Raw genomic sequence first — 12,581 nt, 5'->3', positions numbered from 1 at the left:
CGAAACCCCCATCGAGACGCCGATGCCGGGCGAGCCGCAGCGTTGCGGCCTGGTCGCCATCGTCGGCAAGCCCAACGTCGGCAAGTCGACGCTGCTCAACGCGCTGGTCGGCCAGAAGATCAGCATCACCTCGCGCAAGGCGCAGACCACGCGCCACCGCATCACGGGCATCCGCACGGTCGGCGCCGTGCAGTACGTGTTCGTCGACACGCCCGGCTTCCAGACCCGCCACTCCACCGCGCTCAACCGCTCGCTGAACAAGGCGGTGCTGGGCGCGGTCGGCGACGTCGACGTCGTGCTGGTGGTGGTCGAGGCCGGCAAGCTGGCGCCGGCCGACGAGAAGGTGATCCAGCTCCTGAAGCCCGGCATCCCCGCGGTGCTGGTGGCCAACAAGCTGGACCAGGTCAACCGCCGCGCCGAGCTCGCGCCCTGGCTGCAGGACGTGCAGGCGCGCCATGCATTCGCCGAATACGTGCCGATGTCGGCCAAGAACGCCAAGGACATCGAGCGCCTGTTCGCCATCGTCGGCAAGTTCCTGCCGGAGCAGCCGTGGTTCTACGAAGAGGACGAGCTCACCGACCGCAGCGAGAAATTCCTCGCCAGCGAGACGGTGCGCGAGAAGCTGTTCCGCCTGACCGGCGAGGAGCTGCCGTACACGTCCACGGTGGTGATCGACAAGTTCGACGAGGAACCGAGCCCGAAGCACGGGCGGTTCATCCGCATCGCGGCCACGATCATCGTGGAGCGCGACGGCCACAAGGCCATCGTCATCGGCGACAAGGGCGAGCGCCTCAAGCGCATCGGCACCGAAGCGCGCCAGGAGCTCGAGAAGCTGCTCGGGGCCAAGGTCTTCATCGAGCTGTGGGTGAAGGTGCGCACGGGCTGGGCCGACGACGAGGCGCGGGTGCGCAGCTTTGGCTACGAGTAGCCGGCGCATCGGCGACGAACCCGCGTTCGTCCTGCATCGCTACGACTGGAGCGAGTCCAGCCTCATCCTCGAAGTCTTCTCGCGCCACCACGGCCGCATCGCGCTGGTCGCCAAGGGCGCGAAGAAGCCGAGCTCCAACTTCCGTCCCGTGCTGCTGCCGCTGCAGCCCCTGCGCGTGGCGTTCGGCGGCGACGCGGAGATCCGCACGCTGAAGTCGGCTGAATGGGTCGGCGGCCAGGTGATGCCCACCGGCGATGCCTTGCTCGCCGGCTACCACCTCAACGAACTGCTGCTGCGCCTGCTGCCACGCGACGATGCGCATCCGCGCCTGTTCGATTCGTACGCCGCCGCCGTGCGCGTGCTGGCGTCGGGGCAGGGCGAGGCGCTGGAGCCCGCGCTGCGCGCCTTCGAACTGCTGCTGCTGCGCGAGGCCGGTTTCCTGCCCTCGCTCGACGCGCAGACCAGCACGCTCGCATCGCTGCAAGCGGCGGGCCGCTACAGCCTGGTGCCCGAGGGCGGCCTGGTCGAGACTTCGGACCCGGACCGCGCCGCGCTCACCGGGGAGCGCTGGCTTGCGCTGCAGGAGGCGCTGGACGATCCAGCGCCGTTCGAAGCCGTGCTGCACGCCGCCGCGCAGGCGCCCGAGCTCAAGCCGCAGTTGCGCCACCTGCTGCACTACCATTGCGGCGTCTCCGCGCTGCGCACCCGCCAGCTGGTGCTCGAGCTCCAAGCCCTATGACCCGCCGCAAGACCGCGCTGTCGATCAACCTGAACAAGGTGGCCCTGGTGCGCAACACGCGCCACCTGGGCATCCCCAACGTCGCGAAGGCCGGCGAGATCTGCCTCGGCGCCGGCGCGCACGGGCTCACGGTGCATCCGCGGCCCGACTCGCGCCACATCCGCAGCGAGGACGTGTTCGCCCTGGAGGAGATCGTGCGGCACCGCGCCGGCGCCGAGTTCAACATCGAGGGCAACCCGTTCCACAACCTCATGGACTTCGTGCGCCGGCTGCGCCCGCAGCAGTGCACGCTGGTGCCGGACAGCGAGGACCAGTTCACCAGCGACCACGGCTGGGACTTTCCCGCCGACCTGCAGCGCCTGCAGCCCATCGTCGCCGAGGCCAAGTCGCTCGGCGTGCGCGTGAGCCTGTTCATGGACCCGCGGCCCGAGCTGATGGCCGGCGCGCGCCAGGCCGGCGCCGACCGGGTCGAGCTCTACACCGAGAGCTACGCGCGCGCTTTCGGAACGCCGCAGCAACAGGCCGTGCTCGACCAGTTCGCGCGCAGCGCGCAGGCCGCGCTCGGCGCCGGGCTCGAGGTGAACGCGGGCCACGACCTGAACCTGTACAACCTCACGCCCTTCCTGCGCACCGTGCCCGGCGTGCTGGAGGTGTCGATCGGCCACGCGTTCGTGGCGGACGCACTGGAACTGGGCTACGCCGCTGCCGTGAAGGCCTACCTGGCCGCCATCGACGCCGCCTTCGCCTGACGGGTCGCGCGTGATCTACGGCATCGGCACCGACATCTGCGACGTGCGGCGCATCCGCGCCTCGCTCGACAGGCACGGCGACCGCTTCGCCCGCCGCATCCTGGCCGAGGGCGAGTACGCCACCTGGCGCGCGCGCACCGTGCGCTGGCCCGAGCGTGGCCTGCGGTTCCTGGCCACGCGCTTTTCCGCCAAGGAAGCCTTCAGCAAGGCGATCGGACTGGGCATGCGCATGCCCATGACCTGGCGCAGCTGCGAAGTGGCCAGGCTGCCCAGCGGCCAGCCGACGCTGGTGCTGCACGGCGCCCTCAAGGACTGGTTCGACGCGCGCGGCCTGTCCGCGCACGTCACCGTCACCGACGAATCCGACTACGCCGCCAGCTTCGTGGTGGTGGAACGCAAGCAACCATGACCGACCACGCGCCCCTCATCATCGACATCGCCGGCACCGAACTGACCGACACCGACCGGCGCCGCCTCGCGCATCCGCTCACCGGCGGCATGATCCTGTTCGCCCGCAACTGGCAGGACCGCGCGCAGCTGTCCGCGCTGTGCGCCGACATCAAGGCCCTGCGCCCGGACCTCCTCATCTGCGTCGACCACGAGGGCGGGCGCGTGCAGCGCTTCCGCACCGACGGCTTCACGCACCTGCCGCCGATGCGCGCGTTCGGCGAGCTGTGGATGCGCGACGCGCTGCAGGCCACCAACGCGGCGACGGCGGCCGGCTACGTGCTCGGCGCCGAGTTGCGCGCAAGCGGCGTCGACTTCAGCTTCACGCCCGTGCTCGACCTCGATTGGGGCGAGTCCGGCGTCATCGGCGACCGCGCCTTCCACCGCGATGCACGCGTGGCCGCCATGCTCGCCAAGAGCCTGATGCACGGGCTGCTGCAGGCCGGCGTCGCCAACTGCGGCAAGCACTTCCCCGGCCACGGCTTCGTGAAGGCGGACTCGCACACCGAGATCCCGGTCGACGGGCGTGCGCTGAAGGAGATCCTCGGCGAGGACGCCGCGCCCTACGGCTGGCTGAACACGTCGCTCACCAGCGTGATGCCGGCGCACGTGATCTATCCCAAGGTCGACAAGCTGCCGGCGGGGTTCTCGCCGCGCTGGCTGCAAGCCATCCTGCGCGACCGCCTTGGCTTCGCCGGCGCGATCTTCAGCGACGACCTGAGCATGGAAGGCGCGCGCCGCATCGGCGGGCGCGAAGTCACGTACACCGAGGCCGCCGTCGCCGCGCTGTCGGCGGGGTGCGACCTGGTCCTGCTGTGCAACCAGTCGCTGGGCGAGGGCACCGCGGTCGACGACCTGATCGACGGGCTCGCCGAGGCGCAGGTCAAAGGCCGCTGGCGCCCGGATCCGGTGAGCGAACAGCGGCGGCTCACCCTGTTGCCCGTCGGCGAAGCGCCGGCCTGGGACGACCTGATGGTCCAGCCGCGCTACATGCAGGCGCTGCGCACGCTCCCCTGAGCGGCGTCAGTGCCGGTGCGCGGCGGCGTACGCCAGTCCCGCCGCCACGCCGCCGAACAGGTCGCCTTCAACCAGCGGCACGCCCGGGAATCCGGCACGCAGCTGGCCCTGCAGCGGCTGCAGGGCCGACGAACCACCGGTGAGATAGATCGCATCCGGCGCGACCGCCTGCGCTGCCCGAACGCACTCGCGTGCGCACGCCACCACCTGGTCCAGCAAGGGCGCGAGCTCGGCCGCCATCGTCGGCGCGTCCAGCGTCGCCTCGAGGCCGGCCTCCACTTCGTCGAGCGCGAGGCGCGCCGTCTCGCCGGTGCTCGAACAGGCGATCTTGGCCAGCTCCACTTCCGAGGCGATGCGGTGGCCCAGGCGCAGCTCCAGCACGCGCAGCAAGCGGTCGTGCAACTGCGTGTCGCTGAAATTGGTCCGCAAAGCGCGCACGCGGGCCATCACCTTCGGCGCGTACAGGAAGTTGATCAGGTGCCAGGTGGCCAGCTCCATGAACACGGGGCTGGGCACGGGCCGGCCGACCGGCCCGTGGTGGCCGAGCCCGAGCAGCGGCATCACGCGCGCGAGGTTCAGCTTGCGGTCGAAGTCGGTGCCCGCGACATGGACGCCGGCGGTCGCGAGCACGTCGGCGCGCCGGTCCGTGTGCGCCACGCGGTCCGGTCCGAGCCGCACGACCGTGAAGTCGGACGTGCCGCCGCCGATGTCGACGATCAGCACCAGGCTCTCGCGCTCCAGCCGGCGCTCGTAGTCGAAGGCGGCGGCGATCGGTTCCAGCTCGAAGCGCACGTCGCGGAAGCCCGCGGCGATCGCCGCGCGCCGCAGCGACTCCTGCGCCTGCCGGTCGCGCTCGGGCGAGTCGTCGACGAAATGCACCGGGCGGCCCAGCAGCACTTCCGGCGCCAGCTCGCCCACCTGCGCCCGCGCCCGCTCGGCCAGTTCGGCCAGGAAACGCGAGAGGATGTCCTGGTAGCTCGCACTGCCCCAGCCGATCGCGGTCGACTCCTGCATCAGCGAGCTGCCCAGCAGGCTCTTGAGCGAACGCATCAGGCGCCCGTCGACGCCCTGCAGGTACAGGGCCACCGCGTCGCGGCCGAAGTGGACGCTGCGGTCCTCGGCATTGAAGAAGATCGCCGTGGGCAGCGTGGTGGCGCCGCCTTCCAGCGCCAGGGCGCGCGCCGCGCCGCCGTCGTCCAGCACGGCGACGGCGGAATTGGAGGTGCCGAAGTCGATGCCGAGCGTGGGAGCGCGGCCCCGGGTCATTCGCGGCGCAGCGCCGGGAACAGGATGACGTCGCGGATGCTCGGGCTGTCGGTCAGCAGCATCATCAGCCGGTCGATGCCGATGCCGCAGCCGCCGGTGGGCGGCATGCCGTACTCGAGCGCGCGCACGAAGTCGTGGTCGAAGAACATGGCCTCATCGTCGCCCGCGTCCTTGCTGGCCACCTGCGCGTTGAAGCGCGCGGCCTGGTCCTCGGCGTCGTTCAGCTCGGAGAAGCCGTTGCCGAACTCGCGGCCGGTGATGTACAGCTCGAAGCGCTCCGTCACTTCCGGCCGCTCGTCGTTGGCGCGCGCCAGCGGCGAGATCTCGGTCGGGTGCTCCATGATGAAGGTCGGCTGCCAGAGCTTGTCCTCCACCGTCTCCTCGAAGTACAGCACCTGCAGCGACGCGAGCGAGCGCGTGGACAGGCGGTCCTTCTCCTCGGTCATGCCCAGCTTCTTCAGCGCGGCGACCAGCCACTCGCGATCGTCCGCGCCAGCGCCCGCGTCGGTGTGCTGGCCGATCGCCTCGCGGATCGTCAGGCGCTGGAACGGCGCCGACAGGTCCACCGGCTTGCCCTGGTAGGTGAGCTGCAGCGTGCCGACCGCCTTCTGCGCGGCGTCGCGCACCAGCGCCTCGGTGAAGTCCATCAGGTCGCGGTAGTTCCAGTACGCCGCGTAGAACTCCATCATCGTGAACTCGGGGTTGTGCCGGACCGAGATGCCTTCGTTGCGGAAGTTGCGGTTGATCTCGAAGACCCGCTCGAAGCCACCGACCACCAGCCGCTTGAGGTACAGCTCCGGCGCGATGCGCAGGAACATCTCCTGGTCCAGCGCGTTGTGGTGGGTCACGAACGGCTTGGCGTTGGCTCCGCCCGGGATCGGGTGGAGCATCGGCGTCTCCACCTCGAGGAAGCCGTGCTGCACCATGAACTCGCGGATGCCCGACACGGCCTTGCTGCGCGCGACGAAGCGCTTGCGCGCGTCCTCGTCGGTCATCAGGTCGACGTAGCGCTGGCGGTACTTCACTTCCTGGTCGGCGACGCCGTGGAACTTGTCCGGCATCGGGCGCAGGCTCTTGGTCAGCAGGCGGACCGACGCCACCTGGATCGACAGTTCACCGGTGCGCGTCTTGAACATCGTGCCTTCGGCGCCGACGATGTCACCCAGGTCCCAGTGCTTGAAGGCGGCGTACGCCTCCTCGCCGATCGCGTCGCGGGTCACGTAGACCTGGATGCGGCCGCTGGCGTCCTGCAGCGTCGCGAAACTGGCCTTGCCCATCACGCGCTTGAGCATCATGCGGCCGGCCACCCGCACGCGGATGCCTTCGGCCTGCAGCGGCTCCGCCTCCTTGGCGCCGTGCGCCGCGTGCAGGTCGGCGGCATTCGAATCGGGCTTGAAGTCGTTCGGGAACGCGACGCCCTTGCCCGCTTTCTGCGCCTCGCGCAGGGTCTTGAGCTTCTCGCGGCGCTCCGCGATCAGCTGGTTCTCGTCGGCGGCGGGTGCCGCCTGGGGCGTGGTGGGGTCGGACATGGGTGCGTGGGGCGCGTGAGGGCGAACCTCGCATTCTAGTTTTTCGGCAGGTGCGCACGGCCGCGCTGCGTATGATCGCCCGCCATGTTCCTCCGCGCCGGCGCCGTGTCCCTGGCCTTGCTGCTGGCCAGCCGGCTCCTCGGCGTGGTGCGCGAATCGGCGCAGGCGGCCGCCTTCGGCCGCAGCGGCCTGGCCGACATCGCCGTCCTGCTGCTCACCTTGCCCGACCTGCTGGTGTCCATCGCGGCAACGGGTGCGCTCGCGTACGTGCTGCTGCCCGCCTGGGCGGGGCAGCCCGCCGCCACCGTCGCCGCCTTGCAGCGCCGCGTGGCGCTGCGTGGGCTCTTGGCCGCTGCCGCCGCGGGCGTGTTGCTCGCGCTGGCGAATGGACCCGTGCTGGACGTGCTCGCCGGCGGCCTGCCTCCCGAATGGCGCCCTGCGGGCGCCCAGGCGATCGCGTGGGCGGCTGCGGCCCTGCCGTTCGCGCTGCTGGCGGCCCTATGGTCCACCCGGCTGCAACACGAACGTGACTTCCTCGGCATGTACGGCGCCAATCTGGTCGTGAACCTGCTGCTGATCGCCGGGCTGCTGGTCGCGGCCCGCATGGAGAGCACCACGGCCGTCCTGGTCCTGGGCGCGGCGCTGCTGCTCGCGATGGCGGCCCGACTCGCGTGGATGCGGCTGCGCATGCCCGCCGTGGCACCTTCCCCCGAGCCGGTGCATGCCGTCATGCCGCCGGCCCCCCTGTGGACCTGGGCGGTGCTCGCCGCCGCGCTGCCCCTGCTGCTGCCGTTCACGGCGCGATCGGCAGCATCGCAGGCGGGCGAAGGCGCGCTGGCCGTCTTCAACTACGCGTGGAAGCTGGTGGAACTGCCGCTGCTGCTCGCGATCCAGCTGGTCGCATCGCTGTCGTTCCCCGCCGTGGCGCGCGCGCTTGCTGACAGTGCGGCGCGCGAGAAGGCGGCGGCGCCGATCCGCCTCGCCTTCGGCTTCGCCTGGGCGCTGGCCTGCGCTGCCGTCAGCGGCCTTGCGTGGGCTGCGCCGGCGCTGGCCCGGCTCCTGTTCGGATGGGGCCGGATGCCCGAGGACGCGCTGGTGCACGTCGCCCAGTGGGGCCTCGCCGGCAGCTGGGGCCTGCTGCCGCAGGCCGTCAGCGCGGTGGCCCTGACGGTGCTGGCAGCGCGAAAGCAGTTGCGCGCCCCCGTCCTTGCCTATGCCGCGGCCTTCGCGGTGCTGGTGGTCGCCGCGGTCTCCGGCGTGCACGACGGCAGCCACCTGATGCTGCTGCTCAACGCGGGCTTCCTCGGCGTGGCGCTCGCGTGCGTGCTTGCCCTCGGCCGCGACGCGCGCGACTGGTTGCCCACCGGCGCGTTCGGCTGGTCCGCGCTCGCGATGTTCGCCACCGCGGCGCCCGCGTACGCGCTGCATCCGGCGGCCTTGCCGCCCGTGGCCGGACTGGCCGCTGGCGCCCTCGCGGCGGGTGCCGTCCTGGCCTTCGCGCTCTGGCGCGCGCCCGAGCTGAGGCAGGGCCTGCGGCGATAATTCGCCGTCCCATGCTCGACCTGCTCCAGATCACGAACGACGCGGCGTTCGCGCGTCGCTGCGATGCGTTGCCGGGCCTGCGGCTCTTCGTCGACCTCGAGCGCCTCGGCAAGGCCGAACGCCAGGCCGGCCGCAACACCTTCATCAGCCGCCACACGCTGGACGACGTCGGCCGCGTGCGTGATGCCGTGCGGCGCAGCCGCCTCATGGTGCGCGTGAATCCGCTGCACCAGGGCACGGCGGCGGAACTCGATGCAGTGCTCGCGTTCGCCCCCGACCTGCTGATGCTGCCGATGGCGCAGTCGGCCGATGACGTGCGCGGCTTCGCGCGCGTGCTCGCGGGCCGCCGCCCGTTCACCGTGCTGCTGGAGACAGCGGACGCACTCCGCACGGTGGGCGAATGGGCGGACACGCCGGGGCTGGAGGAGATCTACGTCGGCCTCAACGACCTGCACCTGTCGCTGGGCCTCCGGTTCATGTTCGAGCCGCTGGCTGCAGGCCAGCTCGAGCCGGTGGCCGCGACGGCGAAGGCGCACGGCCTGCGCTTCGGCTTCGGCGGCATCGCGCGCCTGGACGAAGGCCTGCTGCCCGGTCGCGACGTGCTCGCGGAGCACCTGCGCCTGGGCTCGCAGGGCGTGATCCTGTCGCGCACCTTCCACCGCGAGGACGGCGACACCGCGTTCGAGCGTCAGGTCGCCGCGCTGCGCGACGCCGAAGCGCACCTCGCGCTGCGGACGGCGTCGGACATCGAGGCCGACCGGGTGCGCATCGCGGCGACGATCCGCCGCATCGCCGCCGGCATCGCCCCCGCGCCATGAAACGGCTGCTGGACATCGTGCTGGCCGCCGCCGCGCTCGTCGTCCTCAGCCCCGTGCTGCTGCTGACCGCGCTCGCCGTCGTCGTCGACAGCGGCCTGCCGGTGTTCTTCCGGCAGGAACGCATCGGCCGCGGCGGACGGCCGTTCCGCATCTACAAGTTCCGCAGCATGGTGCGCGACGCCGCCAGCCGCGGCCCGTTCAACACCCAGGCAGGCGATCCGCGCATCACCCGCGTCGGCACCTTCATCCGCCGCACCAGCCTGGACGAACTGCCGCAGCTGCTCAACGTGCTCACCGGCGACATGAGCCTGGTCGGCCCGCGTCCCGACGTGCCCGTGCAGCGCAGCCTGTACACCGACGAGGAGTTCGCGTTGCGCCACAGCGTGCGGCCCGGCATCACCGGCCTGGCGCAGGTCGAACTGCGCTCCGAGGCGACCGAGCAACAGCGCCGAGAGCTGGACCTGCGCTACGTGCGCGAGCACAGTGTGCTGCGCGACCTGGCGATCATGGCCCGCACCGTCGGGCGACTGACTGGCCGCGGAGGCAACTAGCCATGTGCGGCATCTTCGGCTACTGGGACCGTGAGCGGCGGGCGCTCGACGACGCCGCGCTCGCGCGCATGGGCGCGAGCCTGACGCATCGGGGGCCGGACGACGAAGGCACGCGGCACGACCGCGCGCGCGCCGTCGCAGTGGGCAACCGGCGCCTGTCGATCATCGACATCGCGGGCGGCCACCAGCCGTTCGTGTCCGACGACGGTCGCATCGCCGTCGTGCAGAACGGCGAGATCTTCAACCACGTCGAGCTGGCGGCGGAGCTGCGCGCGCAGGGCGTGCGCCTGGACACGCACAGCGACACCGAAGTGCTACTGCGGCTGTACGAGCGCGAAGGCGCCGCCTTCGTTCACCGCCTCAACGGCATGTTCGCGATCGCCATCGACGATGCGCGCGACGACTCACTGCTGCTGGTGCGCGACCGCATCGGCGTCAAGCCGCTGTACGTGGCGGAGCAGGGCGGCCGGCACCTGTTCGGTTCCGAACTGAAGGCGCTGCTGCAAGCGCTGCCCACGCGGCCGGCGATCGACCTGGAGGCCATCCACCACTACCTGACGTTCAACTACGTCCCTGCGCCCTGGACTATCTGGCAAGGCATCCGCCACGTGATGCCCGGCTGCTGGATGAAGTTCACGCGCAGCGGCGTCGACAGCGGCCGCTGGTGGGACCTCGCCGCGCAGCAGCCGCGCGAGGTGCCGTTCGATGACTGGTCGGAGGAGTTCCTGGCGATCCTGGACGACGCCACCCGCATCCGCCTGCGCGCCGACGTGCCCTGGGGCGCGTTCCTGTCCGGCGGCGTCGACTCCAGCACGATCGTGGCGCTGATGGCGCGGCACGTGCAGCAGCCGGTGAAGACCTTCTGCATCGGCTTCGCCGACCCGCGTTTCGACGAGTCGCCGTTCGCGGCCGACGCTGCACGGCGCTTCGGCTGCGAGCACACCAGCGAGATCGCCGAGCTGAACATGCTCGATCGCTGGCCGCACGTGCTGTACCACCTGGACCAGCCGCACGGCGACGCGTCGTTCATGCCGACGCTGCGGGTCAGCGAACTCGCCGCGAAGCACGTGAAGGTGGTGCTCACCGGCGACGGCGGCGACGAGCTGTTCGCGGGCTACGAGAAGTACGAAACCTGGTTCGCGCGCGCCGATGCGGCGTCGATGGGCGACGACGCCTTCCAACGCGGCTACTTCGACTCGATCTCGCTGTTCACGCCGCTGGCCAAGCAGGCGCTGTACCGGCCGGAGGTCGCGCGGCAGCTGCAGGACATCGACACCTTCGACGTCGCGGCACGGCCCTGGTTCGAGCAGTCGGCGCACTTCGACCGCGTCAACCAGGCGCTCTACCTCGACATGCAGCTGCTGCTGTCGGGCAACAACCTGGTCAAGCCCGATCGCATGGGGATGGCCGTGTCCATCGAGGCGCGGACGCCCTTCCTCGACTGGCGGATGATGGAATTCGCGTTCCGCTCGCCGGGCACCACCAAGCTCTCCGCGGATGGCGACAAGAAGCACTGGTACAAGCGTGCCGTCACGCCGCTGATCGGCGAGGACCTGGCGTACCGCCGCAAGCAGATGTTCACCGTGCCGGTGGGCGAGTGGTTCCGGCGCGAAAGCCACGCGTGGCTGCGCGCGACGCTCGGCGGCAGTGCGCTGCTGCGCGAGCTGTTCGAGCCGGACCAGCTCACGCGCCTGCTCGATGCCCACCGCGACGGCACGGCCAACCACACGCGCGAACTGCGCGCGCTGGCCGCGCTGGCGCTGTGGGAGACACAGTTCCCCGCATGAAGAAGGTCCTCTTTGTTTGCTACGGCAGCGGCCACGTGCGCATGGTCGTGCCGGTGGCGCGGGCGCTGCAGGACAGCAGCCGGGCGCAGGTGCAGGTCCTGGGTCTCACCACGGCCGCGCAGGTCGTGCGCGATGCCGGGCTGCCCCTGCTGCAGGTGAAGGACTTCGTGCGGCCGGGCGACGACGCGGCGCTCGCAGCGGGTGATGCGTTGATGCGCAGCATGGCCAACGTCGTCGATCCCGACGAAACGCGCGCCTATCTGGGCCTGAGCTACGCGCAACTGGAACGGGAGCAGGGCACCGAGCAAGCGCGACGCCGCCACGAAGCCGACGGCCGCCAGGCCTTCCTGCCCACGGGCCTGCTGGAACGCATCCTCGATGAGGTGCGTCCCGACCTCGTCGTCGCCACCAATTCGCCACGTGCGGAACGCGCCGCGATCCTGGCCGCGCGTGCCCGCGAGGTTCCGGCAGTCTGCATCGTCGACCTGTTCGCGATCGACGAGGTGCGCTGGATCGGCCAGCCCGGCTACGCCGACCGCATCTGCGTGCTCAACGAGCACGTGCGCGACTTCCTCGTCGCCGCGGGCCGCTCGCCGCACGAGATCGCCGTCACCGGCAACCCGGCCTTCGACGTGCTGCTGGACCCGGCCGTGCAGCAGGCCGGCCACGAACTGCGGCAGGCCCGCGGTTGGGGTGCATCGAAGGTCGTGCTCTGGCCGGCGCAGGACGAGCCCGCCCGCCATCCGTTCGACGGCCGGCCGGGCGATCCGCAGTTGCCGGCCCGCGCGCTCGCCGAGCTGGTCGCCTGGTGCCAGGCCGCGGACGACCGCGTGCTGTGCGTCCGGGCCCGGGCGGGGCAAGGCGGGCTGCACCTGCCCGACCACCCGAGGATCGTGGCGACGGGCCAGGACTGGCCACTGCCGCCACTGCTGCATGCGGTGGATGCGGTGGTCACGCTGACGTCCACGGTGGGCCTGGAAGGCCGCCTGGCCGGCGCGCGCCTGGTGCAGGTGACGGGCTCGGTGTTCGACGACGCGATGCCGCTGGCGCGCTTCGGCCTGGCCGATGCCGCGGTGCCGCTGCAGCAACTTCCGGCGGCGCTGGACGCCGCGCTGGCACGGCCGAGGCACCCCGTGCAGCAGGCCGGCGCCGCCGCCCCGCGCGTGCTGGCGCAACTGGCCGCCTTCCTATAATCGGGAACCGCTGCG

General features: G+C 71.3%; 12 protein-coding genes. 10 read left to right on the top strand and 2 right to left on the bottom strand.

Annotated elements, in window-relative coordinates; translation table 11 throughout:
* Nucleotides 1–22 precede the first annotated feature (22 nt).
* Genes era through nagZ form a run of 5 tightly spaced genes read left to right on the top strand, consistent with a single transcriptional unit; the run spans nt 23 to nt 3,880 of the window.
* Entirely contained in the window at nt 23–928 is a 906-nt protein-coding gene (gene era, locus I8E28_RS17050) for a GTPase Era (protein WP_239027466.1), read from the top strand.
* Complete coding sequence (gene recO, locus I8E28_RS17045; protein ID WP_200789310.1) at nt 915–1,667, top strand: DNA repair protein RecO; 753 nt, start codon at nt 915–917, stop codon at nt 1,665–1,667. Before era ends, recO begins: the two co-directional genes overlap by 14 nt.
* Complete coding sequence (locus I8E28_RS17040) at nt 1,664–2,416, top strand: pyridoxine 5'-phosphate synthase (protein ID WP_200789309.1); 753 nt, start codon at nt 1,664–1,666, stop codon at nt 2,414–2,416. The genes recO and I8E28_RS17040 overlap by 4 nt, the downstream gene beginning before the upstream one ends.
* A gap of 10 nt (nt 2,417–2,426) precedes the next feature.
* Nucleotides 2,427–2,825 (top strand): holo-ACP synthase, encoded by a 399-nt coding sequence (gene acpS, locus I8E28_RS17035; RefSeq protein ID WP_200789308.1) that lies wholly within the window; start codon nt 2,427–2,429, stop codon nt 2,823–2,825.
* Nucleotides 2,822–3,880: a beta-N-acetylhexosaminidase gene (gene nagZ, locus I8E28_RS17030; RefSeq protein ID WP_200789307.1), complete on the top strand. Its 1,059-nt coding sequence runs from the start codon at nt 2,822–2,824 to the stop codon at nt 3,878–3,880. Before acpS ends, nagZ begins: the two co-directional genes overlap by 4 nt.
* A gap of 6 nt (nt 3,881–3,886) precedes the next feature.
* Here the strand turns inward: nagZ and I8E28_RS17025 are convergent, their stop codons facing one another.
* Entirely contained in the window at nt 3,887–5,146 is a 1,260-nt protein-coding gene (locus I8E28_RS17025; protein WP_200789306.1) for an Hsp70 family protein, read from the bottom strand.
* Entirely contained in the window at nt 5,143–6,675 is a 1,533-nt protein-coding gene (gene lysS / locus I8E28_RS17020; RefSeq protein ID WP_200789305.1) for a lysine--tRNA ligase, read from the bottom strand. Before lysS ends, I8E28_RS17025 begins: the two co-directional genes overlap by 4 nt.
* Nucleotides 6,676–6,759: 84 nt before the next feature.
* Between lysS and I8E28_RS17015 the strand changes: the two genes are divergently transcribed.
* Genes I8E28_RS17015 through I8E28_RS16995 form a run of 5 tightly spaced genes read left to right on the top strand, consistent with a single transcriptional unit; the run spans nt 6,760 to nt 12,566 of the window.
* The gene (locus tag I8E28_RS17015) at nt 6,760–8,217 is read left to right on the top strand and encodes a lipid II flippase MurJ (protein WP_200789304.1); all 1,458 of its coding nucleotides are present in this window, start codon (nt 6,760–6,762) and stop codon (nt 8,215–8,217) included.
* A gap of 11 nt (nt 8,218–8,228) precedes the next feature.
* Nucleotides 8,229–9,035 carry an aldolase/citrate lyase family protein gene (locus I8E28_RS17010; RefSeq protein ID WP_200789303.1) on the top strand — a complete coding sequence of 269 codons (807 nt, stop codon included), beginning with the start codon at nt 8,229–8,231 and terminating at the stop codon, nt 9,033–9,035.
* Nucleotides 9,032–9,586, top strand: a complete 555-nt coding sequence (locus I8E28_RS17005) for a sugar transferase (protein ID WP_200789302.1) — start codon at nt 9,032–9,034, stop codon at nt 9,584–9,586. Before I8E28_RS17010 ends, I8E28_RS17005 begins: the two co-directional genes overlap by 4 nt.
* Nucleotides 9,587–9,588: 2 nt before the next feature.
* The gene (asnB, locus tag I8E28_RS17000) at nt 9,589–11,373 is read left to right on the top strand and encodes an asparagine synthase (glutamine-hydrolyzing) (RefSeq protein ID WP_200789301.1); all 1,785 of its coding nucleotides are present in this window, start codon (nt 9,589–9,591) and stop codon (nt 11,371–11,373) included.
* Nucleotides 11,370–12,566: a UDP-glycosyltransferase gene (locus tag I8E28_RS16995; protein WP_200789300.1), complete on the top strand. Its 1,197-nt coding sequence runs from the start codon at nt 11,370–11,372 to the stop codon at nt 12,564–12,566. Before asnB ends, I8E28_RS16995 begins: the two co-directional genes overlap by 4 nt.
* Nucleotides 12,567–12,581: the final 15 nt, after the last annotated feature.

Source organism: Ramlibacter algicola, from assembly GCF_016641735.1.
Lineage (GTDB): Bacteria > Pseudomonadota > Gammaproteobacteria > Burkholderiales > Burkholderiaceae_C > Ramlibacter > Ramlibacter algicola.
The sequence above is the reverse complement of the archived record's forward strand: the minus strand, read 5'-3'. Positions and strand labels throughout refer to the sequence as shown.

What these genes read in the sequence shown, in the direction of transcription:
- I8E28_RS17040 (WP_200789309.1), top strand. Translation starts at nt 1,664, where the DNA reads ATGACCCGCCGCAAGACCGCGCTGTCGATCAACCTGAACAAGGTGGCC.
- asnB (WP_200789301.1), top strand. Translation starts at nt 9,589, where the DNA reads ATGTGCGGCATCTTCGGCTACTGGGACCGTGAGCGGCGGGCGCTCGAC.
- I8E28_RS17005 (WP_200789302.1), top strand. Translation starts at nt 9,032, where the DNA reads ATGAAACGGCTGCTGGACATCGTGCTGGCCGCCGCCGCGCTCGTCGTC.
- nagZ (WP_200789307.1), top strand. Translation starts at nt 2,822, where the DNA reads ATGACCGACCACGCGCCCCTCATCATCGACATCGCCGGCACCGAACTG.
- I8E28_RS16995 (WP_200789300.1), top strand. Translation starts at nt 11,370, where the DNA reads ATGAAGAAGGTCCTCTTTGTTTGCTACGGCAGCGGCCACGTGCGCATG.
- I8E28_RS17015 (WP_200789304.1), top strand. Translation starts at nt 6,760, where the DNA reads ATGTTCCTCCGCGCCGGCGCCGTGTCCCTGGCCTTGCTGCTGGCCAGC.
- era (WP_239027466.1), top strand. Translation starts at nt 23, where the DNA reads ATGCCGGGCGAGCCGCAGCGTTGCGGCCTGGTCGCCATCGTCGGCAAG.
- I8E28_RS17025 (WP_200789306.1), bottom strand. Translation starts at nt 5,146, where the DNA reads ATGACCCGGGGCCGCGCTCCCACGCTCGGCATCGACTTCGGCACCTCC.
- I8E28_RS17010 (WP_200789303.1), top strand. Translation starts at nt 8,229, where the DNA reads ATGCTCGACCTGCTCCAGATCACGAACGACGCGGCGTTCGCGCGTCGC.
- lysS (WP_200789305.1), bottom strand. Translation starts at nt 6,675, where the DNA reads ATGTCCGACCCCACCACGCCCCAGGCGGCACCCGCCGCCGACGAGAAC.